At 68.7% G+C, this 26472-nt stretch carries 27 protein-coding genes and 1 tRNA gene; 8 read left to right on the plus strand and 20 right to left on the minus strand.

Going from position 1 to position 26472, the window contains the following annotated elements:
* Positions 1 to 46: 46 nt before the first annotated feature.
* The 5 genes from Q7W02_26090 to Q7W02_26110 are packed head-to-tail and all read right to left on the minus strand — an operon-like array spanning position 47 to position 6094.
* On the minus strand, positions 47 to 652 hold the full coding sequence (locus Q7W02_26090) for a PHP domain-containing protein (protein MDO8479603.1): 606 nt from the start codon (positions 650 to 652) through the stop codon (positions 47 to 49).
* A 25-nt stretch (positions 653 to 677) separates the two neighbouring features.
* The gene (locus tag Q7W02_26095) at positions 678 to 1073 is read right to left on the minus strand and encodes a hypothetical protein (GenBank protein MDO8479604.1); all 396 of its coding nucleotides are present in this window, start codon (positions 1071 to 1073) and stop codon (positions 678 to 680) included.
* A 56-nt stretch (positions 1074 to 1129) separates the two neighbouring features.
* Positions 1130 to 3628 (minus strand): CoA transferase, encoded by a 2499-nt coding sequence (locus Q7W02_26100; GenBank protein MDO8479605.1) that lies wholly within the window; start codon positions 3626 to 3628, stop codon positions 1130 to 1132.
* Positions 3621 to 4994 (minus strand): MmgE/PrpD family protein, encoded by a 1374-nt coding sequence (locus Q7W02_26105; protein ID MDO8479606.1) that lies wholly within the window; start codon positions 4992 to 4994, stop codon positions 3621 to 3623. Before Q7W02_26105 ends, Q7W02_26100 begins: the two co-directional genes overlap by 8 nt.
* On the minus strand, positions 4991 to 6094 hold the full coding sequence (locus Q7W02_26110) for a MaoC family dehydratase N-terminal domain-containing protein (protein MDO8479607.1): 1104 nt from the start codon (positions 6092 to 6094) through the stop codon (positions 4991 to 4993). The genes Q7W02_26105 and Q7W02_26110 overlap by 4 nt, the downstream gene beginning before the upstream one ends.
* A gap of 56 nt (positions 6095 to 6150) precedes the next feature.
* On the opposite strand from Q7W02_26110, the gene Q7W02_26115 reads away from it, so the two are divergent.
* Together Q7W02_26115 and Q7W02_26120 are read left to right on the plus strand one after the other, a co-directional pair.
* Complete coding sequence (locus Q7W02_26115; GenBank protein MDO8479608.1) at positions 6151 to 6783, plus strand: hypothetical protein; 633 nt, start codon at positions 6151 to 6153, stop codon at positions 6781 to 6783.
* 103 nt (positions 6784 to 6886) lie between these two features.
* The gene (locus tag Q7W02_26120; protein MDO8479609.1) at positions 6887 to 7372 is read left to right on the plus strand and encodes a GGDEF domain-containing protein; all 486 of its coding nucleotides are present in this window, start codon (positions 6887 to 6889) and stop codon (positions 7370 to 7372) included.
* Positions 7373 to 7432: 60 nt separating this feature from the next.
* On the opposite strand, the gene Q7W02_26125 is transcribed toward Q7W02_26120, so the two are convergent.
* A tRNA-Val gene (locus tag Q7W02_26125) sits at positions 7433 to 7508 on the minus strand.
* A 151-nt stretch (positions 7509 to 7659) separates the two neighbouring features.
* On the opposite strand from Q7W02_26125, the gene Q7W02_26130 reads away from it, so the two are divergent.
* The 3 genes from Q7W02_26130 to Q7W02_26140 are packed head-to-tail and all read left to right on the plus strand — an operon-like array spanning position 7660 to position 10205.
* Positions 7660 to 8172, plus strand: a complete 513-nt coding sequence (locus Q7W02_26130; protein MDO8479610.1) for a peptidylprolyl isomerase — start codon at positions 7660 to 7662, stop codon at positions 8170 to 8172.
* Positions 8173 to 8181: 9 nt separating this feature from the next.
* Positions 8182 to 9300, plus strand: coding sequence for a hypothetical protein (locus Q7W02_26135; protein ID MDO8479611.1), 1119 nt, complete (start codon positions 8182 to 8184; stop codon positions 9298 to 9300).
* 2 nt (positions 9301 to 9302) lie between these two features.
* Entirely contained in the window at positions 9303 to 10205 is a 903-nt protein-coding gene (locus Q7W02_26140) for an SDR family NAD(P)-dependent oxidoreductase (protein ID MDO8479612.1), read from the plus strand.
* Between the two features lie 240 nt (positions 10206 to 10445).
* Here the strand turns inward: Q7W02_26140 and Q7W02_26145 are convergent, their stop codons facing one another.
* Genes Q7W02_26145 through Q7W02_26160 form a run of 4 tightly spaced genes read right to left on the minus strand, consistent with a single transcriptional unit; the run spans position 10446 to position 13561 of the window.
* Positions 10446 to 10736 carry a barstar family protein gene (locus Q7W02_26145; protein MDO8479613.1) on the minus strand — a complete coding sequence of 97 codons (291 nt, stop codon included), beginning with the start codon at positions 10734 to 10736 and terminating at the stop codon, positions 10446 to 10448.
* 20 nt (positions 10737 to 10756) lie between these two features.
* Positions 10757 to 11620, minus strand: a complete 864-nt coding sequence (gene dapF / locus Q7W02_26150) for a diaminopimelate epimerase (GenBank protein MDO8479614.1) — start codon at positions 11618 to 11620, stop codon at positions 10757 to 10759.
* A complete protein-coding gene (locus tag Q7W02_26155) occupies positions 11617 to 12399 on the minus strand; it encodes a glycosyltransferase (protein MDO8479615.1) in 783 nt (260 codons plus the stop codon). The genes dapF and Q7W02_26155 overlap by 4 nt, the downstream gene beginning before the upstream one ends.
* Before the next feature lie 19 nt (positions 12400 to 12418).
* A complete protein-coding gene (locus Q7W02_26160) occupies positions 12419 to 13561 on the minus strand; it encodes a citrate/2-methylcitrate synthase (protein MDO8479616.1) in 1143 nt (380 codons plus the stop codon).
* 116 nt (positions 13562 to 13677) lie between these two features.
* Here Q7W02_26160 and Q7W02_26165 point away from each other — a divergent pair, with 116 nt between their 5' ends.
* Positions 13678 to 14526 (plus strand): methyltransferase domain-containing protein, encoded by an 849-nt coding sequence (locus tag Q7W02_26165; GenBank protein ID MDO8479617.1) that lies wholly within the window; start codon positions 13678 to 13680, stop codon positions 14524 to 14526.
* Here the strand turns inward: Q7W02_26165 and Q7W02_26170 are convergent.
* From Q7W02_26170 to Q7W02_26185, 4 genes are read right to left on the minus strand one after another with little or no spacing between them, the layout of a single operon-like run.
* The gene (locus tag Q7W02_26170; GenBank protein ID MDO8479618.1) at positions 14495 to 16090 is read right to left on the minus strand and encodes an AsmA-like C-terminal region-containing protein; all 1596 of its coding nucleotides are present in this window, start codon (positions 16088 to 16090) and stop codon (positions 14495 to 14497) included. The two genes, Q7W02_26165 and Q7W02_26170, sit on opposite strands and share 32 nt — an antisense overlap.
* Positions 16091 to 16108: 18 nt before the next feature.
* Entirely contained in the window at positions 16109 to 17077 is a 969-nt protein-coding gene (locus Q7W02_26175) for a quinone oxidoreductase (protein ID MDO8479619.1), read from the minus strand.
* Between the two features lie 7 nt (positions 17078 to 17084).
* A complete protein-coding gene (locus Q7W02_26180; GenBank protein ID MDO8479620.1) occupies positions 17085 to 17588 on the minus strand; it encodes a thioredoxin family protein in 504 nt (167 codons plus the stop codon).
* A gap of 22 nt (positions 17589 to 17610) precedes the next feature.
* Positions 17611 to 18201: a hypothetical protein gene (locus Q7W02_26185; GenBank protein ID MDO8479621.1), complete on the minus strand. Its 591-nt coding sequence runs from the start codon at positions 18199 to 18201 to the stop codon at positions 17611 to 17613.
* Here Q7W02_26185 and Q7W02_26190 point away from each other — a divergent pair, their 5' ends adjacent.
* Entirely contained in the window at positions 18202 to 18573 is a 372-nt protein-coding gene (locus tag Q7W02_26190; GenBank protein MDO8479622.1) for a Slp family lipoprotein, read from the plus strand.
* A 20-nt stretch (positions 18574 to 18593) separates the two neighbouring features.
* Here Q7W02_26190 and Q7W02_26195 read toward each other — a convergent pair whose 3' ends face one another.
* On the minus strand, positions 18594 to 19253 hold the full coding sequence (locus tag Q7W02_26195; protein ID MDO8479623.1) for a hypothetical protein: 660 nt from the start codon (positions 19251 to 19253) through the stop codon (positions 18594 to 18596).
* 66 nt (positions 19254 to 19319) lie between these two features.
* On the opposite strand from Q7W02_26195, the gene Q7W02_26200 reads away from it, so the two are divergent.
* Positions 19320 to 20621, plus strand: coding sequence for a hypothetical protein (locus Q7W02_26200; GenBank protein MDO8479624.1), 1302 nt, complete (start codon positions 19320 to 19322; stop codon positions 20619 to 20621).
* A 41-nt stretch (positions 20622 to 20662) separates the two neighbouring features.
* On the opposite strand, the gene Q7W02_26205 is transcribed toward Q7W02_26200, so the two are convergent.
* The 5 genes from Q7W02_26205 to Q7W02_26225 are packed head-to-tail and all read right to left on the minus strand — an operon-like array spanning position 20663 to position 26406.
* Positions 20663 to 21958 carry a pitrilysin family protein gene (locus tag Q7W02_26205; GenBank protein ID MDO8479625.1) on the minus strand — a complete coding sequence of 432 codons (1296 nt, stop codon included), beginning with the start codon at positions 21956 to 21958 and terminating at the stop codon, positions 20663 to 20665.
* A gap of 9 nt (positions 21959 to 21967) precedes the next feature.
* Entirely contained in the window at positions 21968 to 23095 is a 1128-nt protein-coding gene (locus Q7W02_26210) for an ABC transporter permease (GenBank protein ID MDO8479626.1), read from the minus strand.
* A gap of 2 nt (positions 23096 to 23097) precedes the next feature.
* The gene (locus tag Q7W02_26215) at positions 23098 to 24075 is read right to left on the minus strand and encodes an ABC transporter ATP-binding protein (GenBank protein MDO8479627.1); all 978 of its coding nucleotides are present in this window, start codon (positions 24073 to 24075) and stop codon (positions 23098 to 23100) included.
* On the minus strand, positions 24065 to 25054 hold the full coding sequence (locus Q7W02_26220; GenBank protein MDO8479628.1) for an efflux RND transporter periplasmic adaptor subunit: 990 nt from the start codon (positions 25052 to 25054) through the stop codon (positions 24065 to 24067). The genes Q7W02_26215 and Q7W02_26220 overlap by 11 nt, the downstream gene beginning before the upstream one ends.
* 5 nt (positions 25055 to 25059) lie before the next feature.
* Positions 25060 to 26406 (minus strand): pitrilysin family protein, encoded by a 1347-nt coding sequence (locus Q7W02_26225; protein ID MDO8479629.1) that lies wholly within the window; start codon positions 26404 to 26406, stop codon positions 25060 to 25062.
* Positions 26407 to 26472: the final 66 nt, after the last annotated feature.

Genomic DNA, 26472 nt, shown 5'->3' on the forward strand with positions numbered 1-26472 from the left:
CGCGTGGGAAGGGTACCACAGGGCCCTTGCGTATTGGGACGCGCGGTTAGTCCGAGAGGCCGAGGAGATCGAAGCCGCGCCCGTCGAGCGGGGCGAGCGCGGCGGTGAAGCCCAAGCGAAAGTCCCCCGCCTTGATGGCGCGGATGATCGCGTCCGGGCTGCGCGCGGCGTCCACCTCGACCCAGGCGCGGCCGAACTCGTCGTCGCGGTGCGAATCATCGGTGGCGATCTTCGGCAGGCGGATCAACTCCACATCGTGCTGGGCCTGGTAAACGCCCGTGTCGGTGATCTCGACCGCGTGGATCGGCAGCCCGTCCTCGCTGATGACGCCGATCCGGTAGAGGATCTGCTTGACGTTCAGCCCGTAGCGCGCAGGGTGGTTCAGGACGTAGAGCGTCTCGCGATCGCCCACGATCTTGCCCACGTGCTGGGACAGCGGCCGGTAGTCCAGCTCGATGCCCGTCAGGACCAGCATGCGGTCGTCCCCGGAGGGAATGTTGAACCAGTAGTCGTCGCCGATGCGATCGTCGTGGTCGGTGATGGCCAGGAAGTCGTAGCCCAGCTCGCGGTAGCGCTCGACGACCTCTGCCACGGGCCGGCGCCCGTCGGAGAACGTGGTGTGGGCGTGAAGATTGCCCTTCAGGAGCGGCATGGGCCGGTGGCCGGGTGCAGCGAGTTCAGCGTGGAGAGGCGACGGGCGTGACGACGGTCTTCCGGACGGGCCCGCCCCAGGTGATCGCGAAGCCGAAGCTGAGCCACCCCGGCTGCCGCATGCCCGCGGGCCCGTCGGTAGTGACGACGCCCACCGGCGAGCCCCACCCTGCGAGCCCCATGCGCCCGGTCGCCGTCTCCGTTGAGAAGGGCTCGATGAAGGCCGGATCGTAGTTGATAACGGGGTCGCCGCGGTAGGTGTCGGCGTCCCTCGGGCGCGTGATCTCGCTGCCCGGAACCTCTGGGCGGATGACCTCAAACTTGGGCGGAGCAGGCGCGGTCGTTTCGACCTCCAGGCCCTGCGCCACGGCCGCTCCCGCGCCCGCCAGCGACAGCACCACCGTCACTACAACGCCCAGCATTTTCGGAGACATAGCCTAAGTCTCGCAGATAAGGCTCGAGTACGCAAGCAAATCCCCTAGCGAATCACGCCGTCCCGAATCAGACCTTTATACTCCTCCTTCTTGAGCCTCAGAAGGCCGCGAAAAACCTCGGCATTGTGCTCCCCCAGGCAGGGGGCCGCGCGCTCGATCTTGCCAGGGGTCTCGGAAAGCTTGATCGGCGACGTGTAGACCGCGAAGTCGCCCACAGCAGGATGCCTCACAGCACGGACTGTCCCCCGTGCACGGAAGTGCGGGTGATCCTGGTGAGCCTCGAGCCCCATCACCGGCGCGGCGGCAGCCCCGTGGGCCTGGCAGCGCGCCGTCGCCTCCTCGGCCGTGAGGGAGCAGGTCCATCGCGCGATCGCTCTGTCGAGCTCGCTCGCGCTGGCCTGTCGGCCCGAATGCGACGCGAAGCGCGCAGCGCCCGCCCAGGCGGGCCCGCCCATGGCACGCGCGAGCCCGCGCCACTCGTCGTCTCCCGAGCAGGAGATGGCGACCCATCGGTCCTCGCCTGAGGACGGATATATCCCGTGGGGCGCCATGGAGGCGTGCCGCGAGCCTTCCGTATCCCAGACCCTGCCGTTCATCTCGAGATCCATCAGCGCCTCGCCGACGAGCCCCGCCGTCGCCTCGAGCTGGCTCATGTCGATCCACTGGCCTTCACCCGGTCGCGCCCGGTGCGCGAGGGCTGCCAGCACGGCGAAGAAGCCGTGGTGCGCATTCGACGGGTCGCCGTAGCCGAGCGTCAGCGCCCCGAGCGTGCGCTCTCCCGCGTAGCCGATGAGGCGCTCGAGCCCGGAGAGGCTCGTGAGCGACGGCGCGAACGTGCGTACGTCCTCCCAGGGTCCGCCCGAGCCCACCGCCGAGCAGGAGATCATGACGAGGCCGGGACGGAGCGCGCTGAGCGCCGGGTAGTCGAGGCCCGCGGACCTGAGCACCGACGGCGAGAAGTTCTCGACAACCACGTCGGCTTCGGCCACCAGGCGCTTGAGAAGAGCCGGCGCGCTGGGATGGCGAAGGTCCACGGTGACTCCGAGCTTGCCGCGGTTGTACTGGTGGAAGAGCGGGACGCGGTCGACTTCGGCCGCCCGGGCCCCGAGCGCCTCGCTCACGTTTTCCCCTTCGCGAAGCGGCGTCGGGATGAGGCGGCAGTAGTCGAGCCGCTTCGACGACTCGACCTTGATGACTTCGGCGCCGAATTCGGCGAGGAGGCTCGACAGCACGGGCCCCACGGCGACCCAGCCAAAGTCGATGACGCGGAGGCCGGCGAGTGGTCTTCTAGCCTCCTCACCCTGCCCTCTCCCCATAGGGGAGAGGGTACTAGGTTGGCTCCCTCTCCCTGCCAGGGAGAGGGCCGGGGTGAGGGTTCCCTTCCCGAAGACTTCGGCGTTGTGCTGGCCGAGCGTGGGCGCGGGACGGCGGATCCGCCACGGAGTCTTGGAGAAGCGCCAGGGCGCGCCGGGATAGGTCAGCGGGCCCGTGTGCTCGCGATCCACCGTCACCCAGAAGCCGCGCGCGCCGAGCTGAGGGCAGGCCCGGACTTCAGCCGTGCTCCGCACCATCGCGAACGGGATGGCGAGCCGCCGGCACATCTCCTGGAGATCGGCGCTCGTGCCTTCTCCCAGCAGCGGCGCCAGCAGCGCGTCGCCCTCGTCCGGGTAGAGGCGTCCGAGGGCCGCGCGATCGCGGTAGCGCGGCTCCGCCGACCAGGCCGGCGCGCCGAGGGCGTCGATGAATTTCTTCCACGGCTGCCCGGAGCGCGTGATCATGCAGAGGTAGCCGTCTCGCGTGGGCAGGATGGTGTAGGGATAGAAGCCGCCCGAGCCCGACGCGCGATGGCCGGCGCGCTTCCACTCAAGCCCCGTCGCGGTGTAGAGCGGCGATGTGATGCCGCCGAAGAAAGCCATCACGTCGGCGGCCGCCACGTCCACGTGCTGCCCCCTGCCGGAGCTTCTTCGCGCGAGGAGCGCGAGCAGCACGCCGGCCGCCGCGTTGATTCCCGCCTGGAAATCCGGTTGCGAGCATGGAAGTGCAAGCGGCGGTCGTCCGGGCTCGCCGATGACGATGCTCGCGGCGCCGGCGGCCCCTGCCTGGAGCGCGTGGCCGCGGAAGTGCTTCCAGGGCCCTCGGTGGCCGAAGGTCGTGACGGAAGCGTGGACGAGACGGGGAAAGCGCGCGGCCGTATCGGCTGGGGACAGCGCCACGGCCCGCGCGCCATCCGGGTGAAGATCCTCGACGAGCGCGTCGGCAGAGGAGAGGAGCACGTCAAGGCGCTCCCGGTCGCCCGCGCGCGTCAGATCGAGGGTCACCCCCAGCTTGTTGGCGTTGAGCAGGCAGAAGAGCCCGCTCTTCTCCGGGTGCGGAATGTCTTTCGGAAACGGCCCGTGACGGCGCGAGGGATCGCCGCCCGGCGGCTCGACCTTGATGACCGTGGCGCCCAGATCGGCCAGAGAGCGGGCCGCGTAGGGCGCCCCGACGAACCCGCCGATCTCGACGACGACGATGCCGTCGAGCGCGCCCGGCGCCTCAGCCAAGCCGGCAGAGAGCCAGGAGCGGGCCCAGGTCCCGGGCTCGCTCCATGCCGAGCACGGCGCTTTCGAGGTCGGAGACGCGGGGCGGCGGCAGGAGGCCCGCGGCGTTGTCGCGGAACTTCGCGATCACCTCGTCGGGCGCGATCGGCCGATCGGGGCCGCCGCGCTGGCTCTCCTCGCGCGCCTCGAGCACCCTGCCGTCCGCGAGCCGCACCTTGACCCAGCCGGGAAAGGTCCTCGGATAGGGCGAGGCGGGATCCACCGTGTACCGCACTCGAGCGGCCAGCGCGAGCACACGATCCTCCCGGATACTCTCCCTGGTGAAGGCGCCGATGCCCACGCGGTCCCCGCAGAGCGCCGCCGCGACACAGAACGCGAGACTGAACTTGGCGTCGTAGGGCGTCCGTGGCCGGAGCTTCGCGGCCACGGGCTCGCAGACGATGGGCACTTCCCCTGCGGGCACGAGGCACTCGATCTCCGCCACCTGCTCCGCCCTCAGGCCTTCGGTCCGCTTGAGGCGCGTCACGGCGTCGAGATAGGCGTGGTTGAAATGGCAGCACGGATATAGCTTGAACGAGCTCCGCAGCGTCTCCCACTCATCCCACAGATTCTTCAGGTGCTTCTCGATATCGGGCGCGTCACCAAGCGCGGCGCGGTAGAAGCCGAGCCGCCCCTCGAGAGCTGTCGCCGGTCCGGTGAAGCCCTCGCCCGCGAGCGCCGCCGCCTGTATCCCCGACTGCGCCGCCCATCCGGGGTGCAGCCGCTTGACCCAGGAGCCGTCTTCGAGGAACTCCATCACTCCCGAGGCCATGCTCGCCGCGATGCCGAGGGCCGCGGTCAGACGGTCGGCGTCGAGGCCCAGGGACTTCCCGGCGGCGAGCGCGGCCCCGAACGCTCCGCAGACCGCCGTGGCGTGCCAGCCCCGCTCGTGAAAGCGCCCGGGGGCCGCCATGCCGAGGCGGATCATGGACTCGTAGCCTGCGACCAGCGCCGTCAACGCGTCGCGGCCGCCCAGCCGCTCCGATTCGGCCAGGGCCAGCACCGCCGGCACCAGCACGGCTGAGGCATGACAGACCGAGTCCGCGTGGGTGTCGTCGAAGTCGAGGCCGTGGGCGAGGGCGCCGTTGGCGAGCGCGGCCTGGGGCGGCGCGGCCGTGAGCGGGGTGCCCCAGATGGTGCAGAGGCCGGGCCCTCCCCAGCGGGACGCGAGCGCCAGCACGGAAGGCGCGTGCTCCTCCCGTGCGCCCGCCAGCGCGCAGCCTATCGTGTCGAGCACGCGGAGGGCCGCATTGTCCCGCACGGCAGCTGGGATGTCCTCGGCGCGGAGTCGCGCCGCCCACTCGCCAAGCGTCCGCGCGGCCGGCGTCACCTAGAACCGGACCGCTTCCCGCGCGGCAGCGCCACGGTAGCCGAGCCCTTGGCGGTGATGTCACCGTGTTGGTTCTCCGCGACGAGGTCCACGTCCACCAGCGACAGGCCGTCTTCCTCGCGCTTGCCGGTCACGATGCCGCGGCACCAGCTGACGTCCCCGATCAGGTTGTGGCGGCGGACCTGGGCCGAGAGCCTCTTGAGCTGGCCGTCATTGCCCATCCAGTTGGTCGCGACGTGGCCGAGCCACGCCACCCGCTCGGGGCCGTAGTCATAGGCGCCCGGCACGCCCACCGTCCGCGCGAACGCCTCGTCCCAGTGGACGCGCTCGGGCGGCTCAGGCACCCCGAACGCGTTGGGGATGCCGAGCGCGGGGTGGCGCTCGATGAGATCGAACGCCAGCCCGTGCGCGCGCACGTAGAGGCTGCCCCACCCCTGGACGAACGCCACGACCGACGTCACGGTCAGCGGGCCCTTGCAGACGGTCGGCAGGCTCTCCCCCACGTGGACATCGTCCCAGAACCGCGGCCTGGCTCCGCGGATCTCCTCATTCCGGTAGAAGCGGGAGATTTTTTCGATCTCGTCCTCGCTATACCGGTGCGGCGCGACGTCCTTGTACTTGCCGCGCTCGCGCGCCGTGTCGCGCTCCGTCCGGAAGCACCACGAGTCGGCCTCGCAGACGGTCTCGCCGCGCTGGTTCGTGAAGGTCGTGCGGTACACCTGCTGGATGGCCCGCTTGGCGAACGCGGAGGGCTTCTCGATCACGTCCTTCAACACGCTCTCGCCGACGATCCGGTCTCCCTCCCGAACGGCGCGATGCCAGCGGAAGTCGGACCCCGCATACATGGCGTGGATGCCCGGCAGCCCGCCGACATAGCCCGAGACGATCCGGTCCATGGCGAAGAGGATGGTCGGCGGCGCCACGCCGGCCTCGGCCCAAAATGGATTGCGGTCGCCGATGCCGTGGGCCCAGTGGCGGATGGCATCCCGCGTCGCGACCTCGATGTAGGCCTCGGGACGGCGGACCGGCTGGCCGATGCGGGCTCTCAACGCCGCCAGCGCCTCGGGGGTGATCGTGGGGAATCTGGCCGTCGTGGACATGGGGCGATTGTGGGCACGGTGGAGCCGCGGGTCAAGGAATCTTGTAGCATCCCGCCATGCGGCGCCATCGGTTCACAAAGTGGAATCTCGCGCTGGCGGCGCTGCTCGTCGCATCGGGCTGCGCGGGAGGCTTCGGGAGCGGAACGACCGCCTCCCGCGAGCCGGGCTTTCGCGCCACCTCGGTGCGCCGCCCTGCCCTCCTCGTGCGCGTGAGCGTTCCGGCCGAGCTGGACAAGCGCGAGCGCGATCGGATCCCCGAGAACTACGAGGCGGCAGTCGTGGAAGGGCTCGAGCGGGCCGGCGTCTTGGCTCTGGATATGATGTCCGTCCCGGGGTCGTCCGCGCGATCGCTCGAAGGGCTGGACAGGACCGCGGCGCTCAGCCGCGCGCGTGAGGCCGGCGCCGAGCAGCTCGTCATCGTGGACGCCCGTCTCTCCCAAGGCGACCTGACCCACTGCAAGCAGTCGGGCCGGGCCCGCTCGGGCCCCACGACCTACTGGGATGTGGGCCTCGAGATCCGCCGCGTGGCCGACGGCCAGCCGCTCCTCGTGGAGCCGCCGGCGGAGGACCTGCGCGCGGTCGACGCGGAGCTCGACTGCAAGACGGGCCGCCTCATCCGGCGCAAGAGCATGGACGAGCTCATCACGGACTCGGTCGGCCTCGTCCTGGCCCCATTTTCCTTCCGCTGAAGACACTCCCACCAAGCCCCCGATTTCGTGTATTGTCTTCCCCATCGCCGCCCCAGCCCACCGGGAGCGGGAGCAGCGACCAGCAGGACGAGGGAGCGAGGCCGTGCCCGACTTCATGGATCCGGCAAGTGGCGTCTTCGGCGAGGAAGCCTTCCACCAGCTCCTGACCCGCGAAGCCTCCCGCGCGACGCGCTACCAGGACTTCTTCTCCGTCTGCCTCGTGCGGCCCGACGGGCCAGAGCACGAGCCCGACCCGGCCATGGAGCAGGCTGTGGCGCGCAAAATCACCCAGGTCCTCCGCTCCACGGACGTGGTCGCCCGCCTCCGGGACGGCATCGCCATCCTGCTGCTGAACACGCCGGACGCCGACGCCGCGCGCGTGGCCGAGCGCATCCGCGCCCACCTCGAGAACGTCTCCTTCCAGCCCGACCCGGCCGGGGCCGCGCGGCGCGTGACGCTCTCGATGGGGCTCGTCGCCTTCCCGCGGGACGGCCACAACGAGACCGTGCTCCTCTCGCGCGTCCAAAGCCGTCTCAAGGAAGCCGCCGAGCACGGCGGCAACCGGGTCGTCGCCAGCGACGGCAGCTAGTCCGCCCGCCGCAGCAAATGAAAAGGCCGGGGATCTCTCCCCGGCCTTTGGTGTGTGCGATGGTGGACGATACTGGACTTGAACCAGTGACCCCCGGCATGTGAGGCCGGTGCTCTGCCAACTGAGCTAATCGTCCGTAGCACGGTTACGTTACACATATGCCGCCCGGGCGTCAACCCTCGCGCCGCGACCGAGGAGAAGCTTGCTGGCCCGGCGCGGGCGGGTGTAACCTATTTGAAGAGTTCACATTCCCACGTCGGCACCACGGAGGTCGCCACGGAGGTCCCATGATGCGTTCCCTCGGCACACTGGTGGCGCTTCTGGTCCTGCTGGCCGCCGCGCCCGCGGGGGCGCAATCCAATGCAGCCATCGAGAAGGGCTCCTCCGTCAAGATCGAGTACACGCTCAAGGACGACAAGGGCGCGGTGCTCGACACCAACGCCGGCAAGGAGGCGCTGGCCTTCACGCAGGGCGCGCAGCAGATCATCCCGGGCCTGGACAAGGCGCTCCTGGGCATGAAACCAGGCGACAGCAAGAAGGTCACGGTCAAGCCGGAGGACGCCTATGGCGCCGTGGATCCCAAGGCCGAGGCCGAGGTGCCGAAGAACGCGCTGCCACAGGGCGCGGCCGTGGTGGGCACGCGCCTCCTGGCCCGCGGCCAGGATGGGCAGCCGCGTCCCGTCACCGTGAAGGCCGTCAAGGACACGACCGTGCTGCTCGACCTCAACCACCCGCTGGCGGGCAAGACGCTCTTCTTCGACGTCAAGGTGGTCTCGGTCGAACCGCCCGCAGCCAAGTAGACTGATTTCGTGAGCACCCGCGCGAGCGATCTTCCCTTCGAAGCCGTCCCTACGCCGGCCGAGGCGCTGAGCGTCAAGCGCGCGACGCTCTGGGCGTTGCTGGCCTCGAAGGTCGTCACGGGCTGGGGCGTCCAGTGGGATATCCAGTGGCATGTCCTGATCGGCCGCGACTCGTTCTGGATCCCGCCGCACCTCATCACCTACGCCGGAGTCAGCGCGGCCGTGTTCCTCTCCTTCGGCGTGCTCTTCTGGGAGACCTGGCGCGGGACGGGCGACATGCGGGTGCTGGGGCTCCGCGGCAGCCCCGGCTTCCAGCTGGCCGCCTGGGGCATCGCGGTCACCATCATCGCCGCGCCCATCGACGACCTTTGGCACCGGCTCTTCGGCATCGACGTGACGCTCTGGAGCCCGCCGCATCTCATGGGCATCCTGGGCGCCGTCATCAATGCCTGGGCGTGTCTCACGATCACGCGTGAGGTCTACCCCGAGGGCGGCCGCGCGCGGCTCGCGGCCATGGTCCTCACGGGCGCGACGCTGTACGGCAGCCTCCACCTCGTCGTGGACCCGTCCTTCCGCATCGCCTACCTCTACGGCGGCGTCCGCTTCTACACCTTCGCGATTTTGGCCGCCGTGCTCCTGCCGCTGGCGCTCGTCCCGACGGCGCGGCTCTCGGGAAACCGCTGGACGCCGGCGCTCGTCCTCGTCGTCGTGGCGCTCGTCGGGACGGCGGGGCTCTGGGTCGCGCGCGTGGGCTTCGAGGTGATGCAGCCGGTGTCCGTCATCGAAGAGGAGATCGCCAAGGATCCCACCTCGCCCATCGCGGTGGCCAACATCACGGCGAGGAAGAACGGCGTGACGCCGGGACGGGTGGGCGGTCTGCCGCTCCTGTACATGGGCTCGGCAGCGGTCGTCGGGATGGCGCTGGTGGACGCCCGCCGCCGCCCCGTCGCGTCCACCGTCGCGTTCAGCCTCCTGCTGTTCATCGTCGGCGGCTGGTTCATCGCCGCGAGACCGGCCCTGGCCCCGATGGTCCCCGACGCCGGGCCCACGCTTGCCGCCTTCATCATCACCTTCGTCGCCGCCCTCGTGGGCGGAGCGGCCGCCAAGCGGCTGTCGGACGCCCTCTGAGCATGGCCCCGGCGAAGTCGGTCGTGATCACGGGCGCCTCTACCGGCATCGGCGCCGCGTGCGCGCTCCATCTGGACCAGTTGGGCTGGAGAGTCTTCGCGGGTGTGCGAAAGCAGGCCGATGCCGAGGCGCTCCGGGCCCAGGGCTCGGCGCGGCTCACGCCGATCTCGCTGGACGTCACGGACACCGTCTCGATCTCGACCGCGGCCAGCGCGGTCGCCGGCGCCGTCGGAGACGCCGGCCTCGCGGGACTCGTCAACAACGCGGGTATCGTGGTGCCGGGACCGATCGAGTTCCTTCCCCTGCCCGATTTGAGACGGCAGCTCGAGATCAACGTGGTCGGCCAAGTCGCGGTGACGCAGGCTTTCTTGCCTCTCATCCGGGCGGGCCGCGGCCGCATCGTCAACATGGGGTCGATCGCCGGCCGCATGGCCACGCCGTTCACGGGCGCGTACGGCGCCTCCAAGTTCGCCCTCGAGGCGCTGACCGACGCGCTCCGACTCGAGCTCGCGCCCTGGGGCATCTCGGTGTCCATCATCGAGCCAGGCGCGGTCGCCACGCCCATCTGGGAGAAGTCCGCGAAGAACGCCGAGGCCATGCTTGGCGCCGTCCCCCCGGAGACCTTCGTGCTCTACGCGGAGGCGATCGAGGCCGTGAAGAAGACGGCGGCGCACGCCGCGAAGAACGCCGTCTCCCCTGTCGACGTGGCGCGCGCCGTGGAGCACGCGCTCACGGCCGCGAAGCCCAGGACCCGCTACGTCGTCGGCCGCGAGGCCAAGATCCGGGCGGCGATGGCCCTCTTCGTCCCCGACCGCGTCCGCGACAGCCTGGTCGCCAAGGCCATGCGTCTCCCAAAAACCGCTCCCTCAACTCCTCCGAAAGCCGGAGAAGGAGCCTGGGGCTAGCAGGCGGCTCAAAAGGGTCCAGATGCGAGGCGGCGCCCCGCTGTTCGAGTTGAACGACGGCGTATGCCGTCGTGAGACAAGGGCTGAGTTGATTCCGCAGACGAACCGTACGACTCTGTCTCAGCCCTCGCCTCGGGGCTCCGCCCCTCAGCTCGAACAGCCACGAGCCTGCGGCCGAGGGCGCCCCAAGAGTCTTCATGCTAAATGGCGCAGATGGGCCCTTTTCAGCCGCCTGACGGTTTACTCGCAGCGGACGTCGATGTCGCAGCCTTCGGCTTGGAGCTCCAGGAGGATGCGGCAGACCCGGTCCACGAACCGGCGCGCGGCCTCCTGCATCCGCTCGTACCCGCGGATCACCAGCGTGTACGGTATGTCCACGTCGTTGATCTGGCCTCCGCAGACGCTGTCGGCGAGCGCGCCGAGGCTGCGCCCGTGCGACCTCGGAGACCCTACCGCCAGGAAAAAGGCGTCGTAGAAGTCGTCCTTGCTGCGCCAGTGAACCCCCTCCAGGACGATCTCTTTCCTCGCCATGTCGCAAGAGGACGCGCGGACTAGGCCTTGAGCGCGTCCATGAGGTCGCGGGAGAAGGTGCCGGCGTAGACCTCCTCCACTGGGCCCTTCAGCCGGATGGACCAATCCGGCCGGACGTCCACCTCGAGCGCGCCGCCGGGCATCCGCACCGTGACAAGCCCGTGGTCGCACAATCCGTTCTTGACCGCCGCGCACGCGACGGCGGACGAGGACGAGCCCGACGCCAGCGTATAGCCTGCCCCGCGCTCCCAGATCAGGATGTCCACCTGCGAGCGCGACGCCACGCGCGCGAACTGGACGTTGGTGCGGTTGGGGAAGGCCGGGTGGCGCTCGATCTGCGGGCCGAGCGTCCTCACACGCGCCTCGTCCAGCGCGTCCACGAAGACCACGCAGTGCGGGTTGCCGACCGACACGGCCGTGACCAGGAACGTCTCTGCGCCTACCTGGAGCGGCACCTTCACCACCTCGCGCGGAGGTCCATTCATGGGGATCTCGGGAGCCACGAAGGTGCAGCGCCCCATCTCGACCGTGACGAGATTCATGCGCCCGTGGACGAGGTGGCAGTGGCACTCCACGCGCCCCCCCTTGGTGTCCACGGTGAACACGGGCTGCTTGGCGTGCCCGTGGTCCCAGAGGTACTTGGCGAAGATGCGGAGCCCGTTGCCGGACTTCTCGGCCTCGCTGCCGTCGGGATTCAAGATGCGCAGCCCGAAGTCGGCGCCCGTCCAGGCCGGCACCTTGAGCAGGATGCCGTCGGAACCCACGCCCCGGTTGCGGTCGCAGATCCGCACGATCTGCGGAACCGTCAGCGGCGCCGGCAGGTCACGTCCGTCAATGACGATGTAGTCGTTGCCGAGCCCGTGCCCCTTGACGAACGGAATCATACGCTCGCTTTAGCACCCCGCTGATTGATGTAGTTGAGGATGCGCTCCGGAAGCCCGCGCACGTCGCTCGGCAGACGGCGCCGCCATTTCCGGGCGAAGCGCGCCATGGCCTGCCGCCGCTGTTCCAAGTCCTCGGCGGCCGCCACGGGCGCGCGCTCCCCTGTACGCGTGCCGCCGCCCCGGTGGACGAAGCGCGCGTCCACGACGGCGCACGCAAGGCCTCGCTCCCGCACGGCGAAGGAGAGCTCCCGGTCGTAGCCGTGGAAGAAACCGTAGCCTTCGTCGAATCCGCCGATCTCGTCCAGGAGCGATCGGCGGAGGCAAAGGCAGACGCCGTCAACCGCCGCCACTTCGACCACGGGCGCCGGCATGCGGAGGTCCCCCTCGAGACAGTGGACGATGGTGCGCCCGACGTAGCGCCCGTCGCGCCTGACCCGCCGCGCTCCGTAGAGCCCCGCGAGCCCCACACGCCTGCCGTCGCCGAGTGCCGCCTCCAGCCGCTCGAGCCACGCGGGCTCACGCATCTCGGTGTCGTTGTGGAGGAAACAGATCACCTCGCCTCCGGCCAGCCGCGTCCCCTGGTTGAGCGCGCTGATCAGTCCCACGTTGGCGGCGTTCCGCTCGTAGCGGAGCGGGAACAGCGGGGCGAAGCGGCGGAAATAGGCTTCGGTGCCGTCGGTCGAGCCGTTGTCCACCACGCAGAGCTCGAAGGGGACGGTGGTCGGCCGGAGGCTTTCCAGACAGGCCCGCGTGAGCGCCTCCTGGTTGTGCACGACCAGGACGACGCTGGCGGCCGGGCTACCGCTGGGCGAGCGGGACGTACTTTTCGTTCGTCAGGCCCGTGTAGTCGGAGCGCGGCCGGATCAGGCGGTTGTTGCCGTGCTGCTCGAGCACGTGCGCGGCCCAGCCGGCGACCCGGCTCATGGCGAAGATCGGCGTGAACTCGTCCGTCGAGATGCCCATGGACGCGTACGCCGCTCCCGAGTACAGATCCACGTTGGGGAAGATATGCTTCTCCGCGGAGACCACGCGCGCCATGATGTCGAGGATCTCGACGTTGGCGGTGCTGCCGGCCTGCCTGCCGAGCTCGAGGGCGAGGCGCTTGAGGTGCTTGGCCCGCGGGTCCTCCACGCGGTAGACGCGGTGGCCGAAGCCCATGATGCGCGCCTTGTCGGCGAGCGCCTGGCGGATCCAGCGGTCGGCCTTGGCGGGGTCCTCGATCTTCTCGACCATCAGCATGACCTGCTCGTTGGCGCCGCCGTGCAGCGGGCCCTTGAGCGCGCCGATGCCGGACACCGCCGCCGAGTGAAGGTCGGAGAGCGTCGCGGCCGTTACGCGGGCGGCGAAGGTCGAGGCGTTGAACTCGTGGTCAGCGTGGAGGATCAGGGCCACGTCGAAGGTCTTGGTGGCCAGCGGGGTGGGCTTCTGGCCGCTCATCATGTAGACGAAGTTCCCCGCGAGCGACAGCCGCGGGTTGGGCGCGACCGGCGCCTTCCCGCTGCGGATGCGGTCCCAGGCCGCCACGAGCGTCGGCATCTGCGCCGTCAACCGGATCGACTTGCGAAGCGTCGCCTCCCGGGAGTTGTCCGCGGCGTCCGGGTCGAAGGCCGACAGCGCCGACACGCCGGTTCTCAGGATCTCCATCGGCGTCGTCTTCTTCGGGAAGAGCCGGAGCATGGCGAGGAGCTTGGGCGGGAGCTTGCGATTGGCCGTCGAGGAGAGCGCCTTGACGTGGGCGTCCAGCTCCTTGCGCGTGGGCAGCCTGCCGTACCAGAGGAGGTACGTCACCTCCTCGAAGGTCGACTCCGCGACCAGGTCCTCCACGTCGAAGCCCCGGTAGACCAGCCGGCCCTTGTGGCCGTCGATGAAGCAGACCTCCGAGGGAGAGACGACTACGTCTTCCAGACCGGCCTTCGTGGGATTGGCGGCGGCGTCGCTCATGGCTCCACCCAGTCTCCTCGGCGTGCGGGATGACAGCGGTTGTCTTGTACCATACGGCCGAACCCTGAGCAACACTTCGGCCCAGTGCCAAACTGGACAACCGTATACTGCCCCGCATGGACCGGCGCATTCCGTCCGTCGTGGACTTTTACAGCCGCCATCCGATCAGCGAGGGCCAGATCGTGGACGCCCTCCGCCGGCAGGGCAAGGACCTCGAACGCCTCCAGCCCGAAGACCTGTACGACCTCGACCAGGACCACTACGGGGGCCTCGAGGCCGTAGAGGCCCTGGCGCGGCGCGCGCGCATCGACGCCGCGAGCCGCGTCCTCGACATCTGCGCCGGGCTCTGCGGGCCCGCGCGGTTCATCGCCCGCCGCTGGGGCGCGCGCGTGACAGGGCTCGATCTCAACCCCGAGCGTGCGGCGGGCGCCCGCCGCCTGACCGCCCGGGTCGGCCTCGCTCGGCTCGTGCGGATGGTGCGGGGCGACGCGCAGAGCCTCCCCTTCGGGGCGCGGGCGTTCACCGCCGTGGTCAGCCAGGAAGGGCTCCTCCACATTCCGGACAAGGGCCGGGTGCTGGCGGAGTGCGGCCGCGTGCTGCTGTCGGGCGGACGCATCGCCTTCAGCGACTGGATCGTCACGGCGCGCCTCGCCGACGGCGAGCGGCGACGGCTCGAGGAGTGGATGGCCGCGGTCACGCTCCAGAGCATCGCTGGCTATAAGGCACTTCTCGCGCGGGCCGGATTCGGCGCCATCGACGCCGAGGACCTCTCGGCTGAGTGGATCGGCATTCTCAGGCGGCGGCTCGAGATGTACCGCGGCCTGCGGGCGGATACCGTAGCGAGACTGGGTCAGGCCCGCTACGACGAATACGATCAGCTCTACGCGTTCTTCGTCGGGCTCGTCGAAGCGGGAAAACTCGGCGGGGCGCGCTTCAGCGCAACAGCCGGTCCAGCAGTTTCTTGACCTGCTCGGGCTCCTTGACCTTGACGCCCGTCGGGATGACCCGCAGCGAGCCGCCGCTGCCCGTCACCTGGGCGCGGAGCTGGTTCGATCCCTGGGTCGCGACCACGTTCATGTCCGTCCGGCCGTCCACAAGCGCGTAGGTCCCGGCCACCGCCACCTTCAGGTCCTTGCCTTGATAAAGGAGGTCGTCCGTGCGAAGCACACCGGCGGTGATCCGATAGCTGCCCGTTATCGAGTCGAAATCGAGCGACGTCTTCCTCGATCCGGAGAATTTCCCCCGCAGCGCTTGGTCGACGACCGTGCCGGCCTCGAGGACGTCGCGCACGAGCTTGAGCGCGCCCTCGCCCACGACGCGGCCCTTGCCGATCTTGAGCCGGCCCGTACCGTTCATGCTGCGCCACACGTCCGCGGTGCGCATCGACAGCTCTCCGGCGAGATCGAGCGGCCCCGATACGGCGAAGCCCTGGCAGAGATAGCCCTGGAGCACCGGCTGCAGCTCGACGCCGTTAATCGTGATGTGCGTAAGGTTCAGAAGCGGAGAGGGCTCGGTCAGCCCGGCCGTGAACGTGAGCGCCACCGAGCCCTTGCCGAGCTTCGCGCTGAGCGGCGCGCTCTCGAAGGCCGCAGGCTTGAGCAGCACAGGCATGCGCACGTCGTTGAACGCCAGCTGGCGCCGCGTGGGCGGCGGGCACTGGCTCCGCTCCTGACTCACGGTCACGCGGCTCAGATCGAGCTGGCCCGTCGCGCCCAGCCGCGCCAGCGCGCCGGAGACCTGGAGTTTGCCCTTCACTGGACCCGAGACCTCGGGCGAAGCGGCGAAGAAAGCCCGTGCGAGCGGCGCGATGTCGGCGCCTTCCAGGTCGAGCGAGGCCTTGATGGGCATGTCGCCGGCACGCGTCCCGACGGTCATTCGCAGATCGCGGAGCTTGAGGCCTCCCGGCTCGACGCGGGCCTCGCCGCGAATATCGAGGTCCGCGCCGCCGACACCCGCCACGGTCGCGTTGATGTCCTGGATCCGGACATCGCCGCGCTTGTCCCCGAGCCGCTTGACGTGGACGACGGCGTTCGTGAGGCTGATGCGCGAGACCATGACGCCGCCGACGGCGGTGGCACCGGGAATTCCCGGCACGGCGCGGGGAGCGGTCTTCGGCAGCATCGCGGCACCGGCCAACGTGGCAACGTTCCACCGCCCGCCCTCCTCCACCAGCTCGACCTGCGCCTTGTCGAGCGTGATGCTCGCCAGCTCGATCTTGAGCGAGAGCAGCGGCCGCAGGCGCACGCGCACCTGCACCTCGCCCACCCGCAGCACTGGGCTTGTGCCGAAGTGCGGATCATCGGCGATCTCGAGCTCGCGGAGAGTCACGTTCGGCAAGGGGAGCAGCGAGACGGACAGCGAAGCGAACTTCACCGGGCGGCCCACAACCTGCCCCGCCGCCTGGGCGACATGCGCGCGGAAGGCCGCGGTGTCGACCAGGCGTGGCAATAGCGTCAGCGTCCCCGCCGCGAGCAGCACAATCACGGCGAAGACGATCAGCGACCAGCGGAGCCATTTCCGGCCGGCCATGTTCGTCGCTGCCCCGCGCTACGGGATCAGCAGGATTTTGCCGGTCGTCTTGCGACCTTCCAACGCCTTGTGCGCCTCTGCGGCCTGGGCCAGCGGAAACTGGTGCTCGATGCGCAGCTTGACCTTGCCGTCGCGGATCCAGCCGAGGACCTCGCCGGCTCGCTGGAGCAGCTCCTCGCGGGCCGCGATGTGGTGGTTGAGGCTCGGCCGCTGGAGGAAGATGGACCCGCGCACGTTCAGGACCTGGAGGTCGAGCGGCGGCACGGCTCCGCTGGCCGCGCCGAACAGGATCATGAAGCCGCGCGGGCGGAGGCAGCTCAGGCTCTTGTCGAACGTGGTGGCGCCGACGCCGTCGTACACGACGTCCACGCCGCGCCCGCCGGTGATCCGCTTCACCTCAGGCTCGAAGTCCTGCTTGCTGTAGAGGATAACGTGGTCGGCCCCCGCCGCCTTCGCGAACGCCGCCTTCTCCTCGGTGGACACCGTGCCGATCACGGCGGCGCCCAGCATCTTGGCCATCTGGCAGAGCAGGAGGCCCATGCCGCCCGCCGCTGCGTGCACGAGGCACGTGTCGCCTTTCTTGAGCGGGTAGCTCGATTTCACCAGGTAGTGCGCCGTCATCCCCTGGAGCATGGCGGCCGCGCCGTCCTTCGGCGCCACCCCGGAGGGCAGCTTCACGAGCCGGTCGGCGGGCACTGCGGTCATCTGGGCGTAGGAGCCCGGCACGCCGGTCCATGCGACGGCGTCCCCGACCTTGACGTCGGTGACGCCTGCGCCGACGGCCGTCACGGCCCCGGCGCCCTCGAGGCCCAGAACCAGCGGCAGCGGGGCCTTGTAGACGCCCGTGCGGAAGTACACATCGATGTAGTTGACGCCGGCGGCGGCGAGCTTGACGACGGCCTGGCCCGCGCCCGGCGTGGGCTCGGCGACGTCGTCGTACTGGAGCGCTTCGGGTCCTCCCGGTGTGTGGATCCGGATGGCTTTCATGGCCGCCTCACGCCTTCAGGAGCGTACGGATTTCGCCCACAACGGCCTGCCGCCACGACTCGAGCTTCTCGGCGCGAAACGCCTTGCGCACCTCGAGCATTTTGGCCTCGAGCTCCTCGGTCACCTTGGGCGGCCGCTCCAGCAGCCGGGCAACCTCCGTCATGTTCTCGTCGAAAAACGCGAACACCGGGATGGACCGGAACATGTCCTTGTTCAGGTACTGGTCCATCAGGTCGGGGTTCTTGTCGCGCAGGAACACGCGGGTTTCGATGTTCGGGTTGCCCTCGATGAGCTTGAGGAGCACCGGGACGTTGTAGAGCGCGTCACCGCACCAGTCCTCGGTGATGATCATGCACTTGAGCTTCTTGCCGAGCGACTCGAGCGCCTTCTTGTCCTCGAGCTTGACCTTGATCTCGCCGAGGAACTTCACGAACGTGTCCTTGTTAGTGCCCATCTGATCGAGGTACTGCTGGACCGTCATGCCCTGCGCGAACCGCTCCTTCGTGACCATCGGATCTCCCTGTGTGCCGCGCCTATCGCATCGCGGCCAGATCAACGGTGAACTTCGCGACCTCACGCTCGTCGGCGTCCTTGACCACCAGCACCACCCGGCCCTTCGGGTTCAGTCCCTCGGCCGGAAATACGTACAGGCACTGCGCCGCGTACCGCCCGTCGTCCTCGCGGAGCGCGGTGCGCTCGTTCTGCACGAAGCTCGCCTTCACCTCCTGCGCCCCCGCCACGAGCGTCGGCGCGTAGAAGCGGGCGAAATCCGTCTTGCTGCCTCGCAGCGTCACCCGGAAGGCGAGCTTACCCCCGTAGTCCTTCATCAGTGCCTCGACGTCCTTGGGCTTGAGCTCCTGGCTGCGGAACGTCGAGTTGCGCGCCGCCAGTGCTAAGCGGTGGAACGGCGTTATGACGGTGAGCGTCTGCCCGGACGCGTCCTTGAGGCGCCATTCCGTCCCGAACTCCTCGACCACGACGCTCTTCTTGCCCGCGCGGACGGCCTGCTCGCGGTCGCGGTCCGTCAGCACGAACGACACGGCCTCGCCGGGCGCCACGCCGATCAGCCCCGCCGCCAGCGCCAGGAACGGAAGACACCCGTACCAAGAGGATCTGCGGCCCATGTGAAAGCGTATTCTAGCACACGGCACGGCCGCCCTTGCGACGCCGCGCCTGCGGCGGTACAGTCTCTGCATGCGCGCGCTCGTCTTTGTCGCGGTGTTCGTCGCGGGTTGTGCGACCTCGCCATTCCCAACGGCCGCTTCCTCGTGAGCACTCGAGAATTTCTCGACCCGGCAATCTATGCCCCGGGACGGCGGCTCACGGTCCTGGGCACCGTCGCCGGACGATCGGAGCGGCGCGTGGGCGACCCGCCATACGCCTATCCTGTGATCAGCGCCGAGCGCATCAAGCTCTGGCCCAAAGAAACTCCCTGGGTCGGCGGCGAGTACCCGCCGCTGCCGCTCGACTCGCCCGTCCTGCCGTACACCCGATAGGAAGTCGAGATTTCGGGTGTCTAACGGACTGAGGTCCGGGAGGGTGGTCCAAAGACACGCCGCAGGACGAGGTGGGTAGGCGCGTAGAGCACGATCAGGTTGAACGCCACCATGCACAGGAACCAGAGCCGGGGCGCCATCAGCGTTTGGGGGTGCTTGTCGTCGAGTCCGTACACGTAGTTGAGGTTGACCGCCCAGTTAGGGTGACCGGCAGGGGGTGGCGGGGCCGGACCGAAAAGATAGGAAACGAGCAAGATCATAACTGCGGCCACGGACTGTATCGGGAGCGCCCGCCGGTCGTAACCCAACCGCGAGAGCAACCACACAAGGACGAAGGGCAGCCAGCCATGAAACGACAAAAGCCCACGCAGAAACACGGGAATCTTCGAATCGAGGATGTAGCCGGTGACACCGGTTACGTGCACGCCCGCAACAAGTCGGCATAGAAGATCGATCACCCACAGTATCTGCGGCAGCGTGATGGCAATGGCCTGCATACTCACCAGCAGAGGGCTTTCGATCCAGATCGCGACACCGGTGACGAGCAACGCTACGTCACAGAAGTAGAAGAAGTTCCACGGGGTATAGGTCACCCAGTAGCACGGGACGAGGATAGCCACCAAGGACGAGTGAGCCACCTTCACCCAAGTTGGAATGCGTTGGCGCGGTGCCGCTGTCATGATGTATGTTGTCTCCGGGGCGCGGCCGCAAGGCGCCGCACGACCGGGAGGAAGCCGGCGAGGACCATGCAACGGTTCTACCACACAAGGCAACGGGGGTTCTTCACGGTGCGCTTTCCTCTTATCGTATTGACAGCGCTATGCCTTTCTTGGAGTTCCGCCGAAGCCGACGACTACAGGTATCCGTATCACGATCCCTATTTGGCGACGGTCACCACCGCCATTCTGGATGGCGATGGTCTCGCTCACCGCCCCAAGCGAGAGGTGGTCCACGTGCCCGGCCTCCCCGGCCGACATGATGTGCCTCTTCTCGAAGGACGCGACCAACTGAGTGTCGCCCTCTATCGCCAACACCATCCAGCGCCCTTGCTCTTCATTCTTTCTGGTATTGGATCCAACCCTTACTTCGGGCTTGCCTCGTATTTCGCCGGGCTTTTCTATCGCGAGGGCTCCCATGTGGTCATTTTGCCCTCCCCGATGAGCTGGAATTTCGCGTTGGCGGCCAGCCGAAGCGGCGCACCAGGCTACGCTCCGGAAGACGCGCGTGATCTCTATGACGCCATGCAAAAACTTCTTCCAATGCTAAGAATCCAATACGGGCTCGAGATAACCGGAATCAACTTCCTGGGGGCAAGCCTGGGGGCGCTTCAAGGCGCCTATCTGAGCGTGATCGATGCCGAGGAGCGGAAGATCGGCATAGAAAAATTTCTTCTCGTGAACCCGCCACTCGATCTTTCTTATGCCTTCACGAAGGTTGATGAGTGGGAGGCGTTCCAGAACAGGTTTGGCAGGGACAAGTCCAAGAAACTCGTGGCGAAGGCACTTGGCATCGTCGAGTCCTTCTCCAAGGACAAGCGCGATGACCCCGCGGTCTTTGACAAGTTGGCCAAAGCCTTCGCCGGCTTCACGACGGAAGAGCTCCAGTTCCTCATTGCCGAGGATTTGCAATCTCTGCTTCCCGATCTCGTCTACGTCACGCAGGCGATTCAGGATCAAAACGTTCTCAAAACGCCCAAGGACCAGGCCAGGAAGCGCCTCCAGGAAGCCAAGACGCTGACGTTCAGCGACTACAGCGAAAAGATCGCCGTGCCATTGTGGAGGCTCCGGGCGGCGGAGCCGCAGGCTGATTCAGAGAGCTTCTGGAAGCGGGGATCCCTGGCGCCGATTCTCGGGCGGCTGCGCGGCTATTTACCAGTGCAGTTCATGCATAACGCCGATGATTTCATTGCCCGCAGGAAATCAATCGAAGAGCTCAAAGACGGGTTGGGGGATCAAGTGACGCTGTATCCGTATGGAGGACACCTCGGCAACCTCTGGTACCCGGAGAACAAGGAATACGTCCTGAGATTCTTCAGGACGCCCCGCTGAATCAGAGAGGCCCCGGCTGACTCCGCCTACTTGCCCCCCGCCTATTTACCAACGGTGACCGACGAGAATGTCGCCGGGTCCATGTAGGTCGTCGCCACGCGCCTGACGTCCGCGACGGTGACGCGCGAGATCCCCGCCTTGAAGCGATCGGGCCAGTCCAGGCCGAGCTGGTTCTCCTCCACCGCCACCAGGAGCCCCGCCATCTTGCCCGAGGTGTCGGTCCGGAGCGGGTAGCTGCCGATCAGGTACGCCTTGGCCAGCTCGAGCTCGCGCGCTGTGACGGGCTCGCGCGCCAGGCGCGCCAGCTCTTCCTTCACCAGGCGCACGGCCTCGTCCACGGCCTCGAGCCGTGTCTGGAGCCCCACAAAGTAGGACGAGCCGTAGCGACCGGGGCCGAGGCCGCTGTAGACGGAGTACGCAAGCCCGCGCTCCTCCCGCACCTTCGTGTAAAGCCGCGAGGCCGAGCCCCCGCCCAGGATGTAGTTCGCGACCACGAGCGGGAAATAATCGGGATGGTCCTGGCGTATCCCCGGCCGCGCCAGTGACACCGTCGCCTGCGTCAGGTTGCGCTCGATGCGACGCGCCTCGAGGGGCGGCGAGGCCGGCGCCTGTGGGATCGCGGGGCGGGGCGCGGCCGGCGCCGTCCACGCGCCGAAGCGCGCCAGCAGGTCGCGTCGGATCTCATCCCGGGTCACGTCGCCCACGACGGAGATCACGACAACGTCAGGCCGGTAGTTCTCGCGATGAAAAGCCACGACCTGCTCCCGCGTCAGGCGCCGCACCGACTCGACCGTGCCCGACACCGGCCGACTGTACGGGTGCCCCGGGTAGAGGAGCTGGGCCATCGCGCGGCCCGCCACGGTCTGCGGGTCCTGCTCCGAGCGCTGGATGCCCGCCGTGATCTCCTCGCTACGGCGCTTGAGCTCCGCCTCGGGGAAGGCGGGCTGGAGCAGCACCTCGGCGAGAAGATCGAGGCCCAGCGCCAGGTCCTTCCTCAGCACCGAGAGCCCGATCGTCGCGCCGTCCCGTGAGGCGTCACCCTCGAGACTGCCGCCGACGAACTCGATGGCCTGGTCGAGCTCCGGCCCCGTGCGCTTGGCGGTGCCGCGCGTCAGCAGGTCGGCGGTCAGGTTGGCGAGCCCGCCCGCGTCGGCCGGGTCGTAGACCGAGCCCGCGCGCACGTATGCGCGCACCACCACGATGGGGATGCTCGGTCGCTCGGCCACGAGCAGGACTACGCCGTTGGGCAGGACTTCGCGATGCGCAAGCGGGCCGGCAAAGGCCGGAACAGCCAGGGCCGCGAGCGCGATGCAGAGCGACAGGCGAAGAAATCGCATGGACACCCCTCAGTCGAGAGTCTTTCTGAACTTGAGCACGGCCAGCGAGAAGATGGCGACCCCGAAAATCACCAGCGGAATAAGGTTCGGCCACAGGTAGCCGAAGCCCACGCCCTTGAGGACGATGCCGCGGACGATGCGCAGGAAATAGGTCAGCGGGATGATGGAGGCGAGGTACTGGGCCGCCGTAGGCATCCCCTCGATCGGGAACAAAAGCCCGGACAGATATATGGACGGCAGGAAGGTCAAGAACGCCAGCTGCATCGCCGCCGGCACCGTGCGGGAGACGGCGGAAATGAAGATGCCGATCCCGAGCGTGCCCAGCATGAATGTCGCCGAGAGCGCGTAGAGCAGCGGGAGGCTGCCGCGGATCGGGACGTCGAAGACGAAGTGCGCGACGAGCAAGGCCATGGTCATCTGCCCATAGGCGACGACCAGGTTCGGGACGATCTTGCCCAGGAGCAGCTCCCAACGGCGGATCGGGCTCACGATCAGCGCCTCGAGCGTGCCCTTCTCGCGCTCGCGCACGATCGACACGGCCATCGCGGTGATCGTCGTCTGCATCAGGAGCGCCCCGATCAACCCGGGCACGATGAAGATGGCCGAGACGAGGTCGGGGTTGTACCAGGCGCGCACGCGGACGTCGAGCGGCGGCTCGCCCTGGCGGCCGAAGGACGTGCCCTCGAGCGTGCGGGTCATGATCTGGAGCGACCGCTGGGCGCCGAGCGACGCGGCGGCGTTCAGCGCCGAGGTCGCCACGAGCGGGTCGGAGGCGTCCACGATCACCTGGACATCGGCGGACTGTCGGGAGAGCTGCCGCCCGAAGTCCGGCGGGATCACGACGCCGACCTTGGCCGTGCCCTGGTCGATAAGGCGCGTCAGCTCGCGATGGCTCGTCACCCAGAAGCGCACGTCGAAGTACTGGCTGTTGTCCATGGCCTCGAGGAAGCTCCGCGCCTCGGCGCTGCCCGACTGCTCGAAGACGGCCGTGGGCAGGTGCTTGACGTCCGTATTGATGGCCCAGCCGAAAATACCGAGCATCGCCACGGGCACGCCCAGCGCCAGGACGAGGGCGAGAACGTCCCGCCGGAGATGGATGAACTCCTTCACGATGATGCCGAGGAGCCGCGAGCCCATGGCTAGGGCGCCTCGAGCGCCCGCAGCTGCTCGCGGAGCCGCGCCTTGCGCTCCTTGTCCACGAAGGAGACGAACAGGTCTTCGACCGAGGGCTCGACGTCGTGGGCCCAGCGCACGCGCAGACCGGCCCGCTCCAGGAAGCCCTTGACGTCCCCCGCCCCGGCCGCGCCCGTAGCCAGCACCACGCGAAGCCGCGTCCCGACCCGCAGCACCTCCTCGACCGCTTCCCAATCGGCCAGGAGATCGGAGGCGCGGCGCAGGTCCTCCACGTCCACCTCGATGACCGGGCGGCGGAACGTCTCGCTCTTGATGACGGCGGGCGACCCCTGCGCGATGAGCTTGCCCTCGTAGATGAAGCCGAGCGTGTCGCACAGCTCGGCCTCGTCCATGTAGTGGGTGGTGACGAGGATGGTGGTGCCGTGGTCGACCAGCCGTCGGATGAGCCCCCAGAAGTTTCTGCGCGAGACGGGGTCCACGCCCGCCGTCGGCTCGTCGAGGAAGATGAGCCGCGGGGCATGGACCAGGGCGCAGGCCAGGGCCAGCCGCTGGCGGTAGCCGCCGGACAGCGTGCCCGCGAGCTGGCGCTCCCGCTCCGCCAGGTCCGCCATCCGGACCATCTGCGCGATCCGCCCCGCGCGCTGGGCCCGAGGCACCTCGTACACGCGCGCGTAGAAGCTCAGGTTCTCCTCGACGCTCAGGTCGTCATAGAGCGAGAACTTCTGCGACATGTAGCCGATGACCGACTTGATCCGCTCCGGCTCGGCCACGAGGTCGATGCCCAAGACGGTCCCGCCGCCCTCGGAGGGCTCGAGGATGCCGCAGAGCATCCGGAGCGTCGTCGACTTGCCCGCCCCGTTGGGCCCCAGGAAGCCGTACAGCTCCCCCGCCCGCACGCGCAGGTCGAGGTGGTCCACCGCGACGCGCTTGCCGAAGCGGCGTGTCAGCTGGCGCGTGACGACGGCGCAGCCGTCATCCGACATCGGCGTCCGCGGGCAGCCCAGGCTTGAGCAGGCCGTCCGGGTTGTCGATCTGGATCTTGATGCGGAAGACGAGGTTGACCCGCTCCTTCTTGGTCTGGACGTTGCGCGGGGTGAACTCCGCCTCGGAGGCGATCTCGATGAGGCGCCCGGTGAAGACGCGGTTGGGAAAGGCGTCCACGCGCAGCGCGGCCGTGTCACCGACCTTGAGCCGGCCCACCTCGGTCTCCGGCACGTAGGCGCGCAGCCACACGTCCTTCGGGTTGACGAGGGTCAGGATCGGCACGCCGGGGTTGGCGGTCTCCCCGGCCTCGAGGTTCTTCCTCAGCACCACGCCGTCGATGGGCGACACGACCACCGCTTCGCGCAGCCGGCTCTGGGCCTGGGCCAGCGCGGACTCGGCCTGCGTCACCTGCCAGCCCGCCGCGTCGATTTGGTCGGGGCGCGAGCCGGCGAGAAGGAGCGCGAGCCGCTCGCGGACGCTCCGCTCCTGCGCCTTGGCGACCTCGTACGCCTGCCGCGCCCGGTCCACATCCTGGGCCGCGATCAGGTTCTTCGTGTACAGCTGATCGCTGCGCTGGTATTCGAGCTCGGTCATGGTGCGCGTGGCCTCGGCGCTCGAGACGGCGGCCCGCGCATCCTCGATCTCCTGGGGCCGCGCCCCCTTCTGGAGATCGCGCAGCGTCGCCTGGGCCGAGCGCAGTGCCGCGTCCTGGCGCCTGACGTCGGCTGCCAGCTCGGAGCCGTCGAGGCGCACCAGCACCTGACCGCGCGTGACCCTGTCCCCCTCCTTGACGAGGCGCTCCAGGATGCGCCCGGTGATCTTGACGCTGACGTCCACCTGGGTCGCCTCGATGGTGCCTGTGACGGCGACAGGCTTGGACACCCCGCCGCCCAGGTGGCGCGCGCCCCACGCGGCGGCGACGAACAGGGCGACCAGAAGAACGAGGCCTGCCGCCCCTTTGGCCCAGCGGGAACGCATGGCCTTCACTTGCCCGCGGCAGCGGGCGGCGCGCCGGGCAACAGGACGCCGACGGTGCGGCGGCCGGTCTGGAAGTAGGCGCGGGCCGCGCGCTGGAGATCAGCCGCCGTCACGTGGCGGATCAAGGGCACGAAGCTCTCGCTGTTCCGCCACGAGCCCGCCAGCTCGAAGCGGGCGAGGCTCGCGGCCCGCGAGTAGACCGAGTCCTGGCGCCAGACGAAGCCCGACTCGATCTGGTTCTTGGCGCGCTCGAGCTCCTCCTCGGGCACGGTCTCGCTCTTGACGCGCTCGATCTCGGCCATAATGGCCTGCTCGAGCACCTCGGGCGTCTGCCCGGGCAGCGGCGTGCCCGAGAACCAGAACAGGTTGGGGTCGTGCGAGAGGTAGGCGTAGTCGCCGCCAATGGAGAGCGCCAGCCTCCGCTCGTACACCAGCCTCCGGTACAGCCGCGAGGCCCGCCCCTCCTGAAGGATGGTCGACAGCAGCTCGAGAGCCGGGGCGTCCTTGGAGAGGTAGTTGGGGACGTGGAAGCCGATGTACACGATGGGCGCGCGCGCGTCCGCCTTGTAGACGACGACGCGGCGCTCGGCCAGCTGGGGCGGCTCGATCGCATCCATGGGCGGTGGCGCGGGGCCGCGCGGGATGCGGCCGAAGGTCTCGCGCGCCCGGGAGATCACGCGGCGCGAGTCTACGTCGCCCGCCACCATGAGGAGAGCGTTGTCCGGCTGGTAGTGGCGGTTGTAGAAGGCGCGAAGCTCGGCTTGGCGGACGCGCAGGATGTCCTGCATCCACCCGATCACGGGCCAGCCGTACGGGTGCGCCTTGTACGCGGCGGCGAGAAACTCTTCCGAGAGGTACCCGTCGGGGTCGTCCTCGGTGCGCGTGCGCCGCTCCTCCGCCACCACCTGCCGCTCCGAATCGATCTCCTTCGGGTCGAGCAGGAGGTTGCGCATGCGGTCGGCCTCGAGGCCCAGGACGAGGTCGACCCGGTCGGCGGCGATGTTGACGTAGTAGGACGTCACGTCGTGGGAGGTGAAGGCGTTGTCCTGCCCGCCGTTCCCCTCCACGATCCGCGCGAACTGGCCTTTCCCATGGGTCGGCGTCCCCTTGAACATCATGTGCTCGAGGAAGTGCGCGAGCCCGGTCGCCCCCGGGATCTCGTTTCGCGACCCAACCTTGTACCAGGTCTGGATGGTGGCGATGGGGCTCCGATGGTCCTCCAGGACCAGGATGCGAAGGCCGTTGTCGAGCACGACATCGGTGACGGGCGGCGCCTGCGCGGCGTGGGCGAGGGACACGGCCAGGCACGTCGCGGCGAGCGCGCAGGCCTTGAGCGCGTGTCGAAAGGGCATGGATCGATTATGCTACGGGCCCCTGCGCCCGGCAACCTTGGCGCCGGCCGTGCGAACCTTCACGCG

This window comes from Candidatus Rokuibacteriota bacterium (assembly GCA_030647435.1).
GTDB lineage: Bacteria > Methylomirabilota > Methylomirabilia > Rokubacteriales > CSP1-6 > AR37.

What these genes read in the sequence shown, in the direction of transcription:
- Q7W02_26225 (MDO8479629.1), bottom strand. Translation starts at nt 26,406, where the DNA reads ATGCCCTTTCGACACGCGCTCAAGGCCTGCGCGCTCGCCGCGACGTGC.
- Q7W02_26210 (MDO8479626.1), bottom strand. Translation starts at nt 23,095, where the DNA reads ATGGGCTCGCGGCTCCTCGGCATCATCGTGAAGGAGTTCATCCATCTC.
- Q7W02_26115 (MDO8479608.1), top strand. Translation starts at nt 6,151, where the DNA reads ATGCGGCGCCATCGGTTCACAAAGTGGAATCTCGCGCTGGCGGCGCTG.
- Q7W02_26090 (MDO8479603.1), bottom strand. Translation starts at nt 652, where the DNA reads ATGCCGCTCCTGAAGGGCAATCTTCACGCCCACACCACGTTCTCCGAC.
- Q7W02_26185 (MDO8479621.1), bottom strand. Translation starts at nt 18,201, where the DNA reads ATGGGCCGCAGATCCTCTTGGTACGGGTGTCTTCCGTTCCTGGCGCTG.
- Q7W02_26160 (MDO8479616.1), bottom strand. Translation starts at nt 13,561, where the DNA reads ATGAGCGACGCCGCCGCCAATCCCACGAAGGCCGGTCTGGAAGACGTA.
- Q7W02_26110 (MDO8479607.1), bottom strand. Translation starts at nt 6,094, where the DNA reads ATGTCCACGACGGCCAGATTCCCCACGATCACCCCCGAGGCGCTGGCG.
- Q7W02_26145 (MDO8479613.1), bottom strand. Translation starts at nt 10,736, where the DNA reads ATGGCGAGGAAAGAGATCGTCCTGGAGGGGGTTCACTGGCGCAGCAAG.
- Q7W02_26195 (MDO8479623.1), bottom strand. Translation starts at nt 19,253, where the DNA reads ATGACAGCGGCACCGCGCCAACGCATTCCAACTTGGGTGAAGGTGGCT.
- dapF (MDO8479614.1), bottom strand. Translation starts at nt 11,620, where the DNA reads ATGATTCCGTTCGTCAAGGGGCACGGGCTCGGCAACGACTACATCGTC.
- Q7W02_26215 (MDO8479627.1), bottom strand. Translation starts at nt 24,075, where the DNA reads ATGTCGGATGACGGCTGCGCCGTCGTCACGCGCCAGCTGACACGCCGC.
- Q7W02_26095 (MDO8479604.1), bottom strand. Translation starts at nt 1,073, where the DNA reads ATGCTGGGCGTTGTAGTGACGGTGGTGCTGTCGCTGGCGGGCGCGGGA.
- Q7W02_26180 (MDO8479620.1), bottom strand. Translation starts at nt 17,588, where the DNA reads ATGGTCACGAAGGAGCGGTTCGCGCAGGGCATGACGGTCCAGCAGTAC.
- Q7W02_26200 (MDO8479624.1), top strand. Translation starts at nt 19,320, where the DNA reads ATGCAACGGTTCTACCACACAAGGCAACGGGGGTTCTTCACGGTGCGC.
- Q7W02_26170 (MDO8479618.1), bottom strand. Translation starts at nt 16,090, where the DNA reads ATGGCCGGCCGGAAATGGCTCCGCTGGTCGCTGATCGTCTTCGCCGTG.
- Q7W02_26130 (MDO8479610.1), top strand. Translation starts at nt 7,660, where the DNA reads ATGATGCGTTCCCTCGGCACACTGGTGGCGCTTCTGGTCCTGCTGGCC.
- Q7W02_26175 (MDO8479619.1), bottom strand. Translation starts at nt 17,077, where the DNA reads ATGAAAGCCATCCGGATCCACACACCGGGAGGACCCGAAGCGCTCCAG.
- Q7W02_26140 (MDO8479612.1), top strand. Translation starts at nt 9,303, where the DNA reads ATGGCCCCGGCGAAGTCGGTCGTGATCACGGGCGCCTCTACCGGCATC.
- Q7W02_26220 (MDO8479628.1), bottom strand. Translation starts at nt 25,054, where the DNA reads ATGCGTTCCCGCTGGGCCAAAGGGGCGGCAGGCCTCGTTCTTCTGGTC.
- Q7W02_26165 (MDO8479617.1), top strand. Translation starts at nt 13,678, where the DNA reads ATGGACCGGCGCATTCCGTCCGTCGTGGACTTTTACAGCCGCCATCCG.
- Q7W02_26205 (MDO8479625.1), bottom strand. Translation starts at nt 21,958, where the DNA reads ATGCGATTTCTTCGCCTGTCGCTCTGCATCGCGCTCGCGGCCCTGGCT.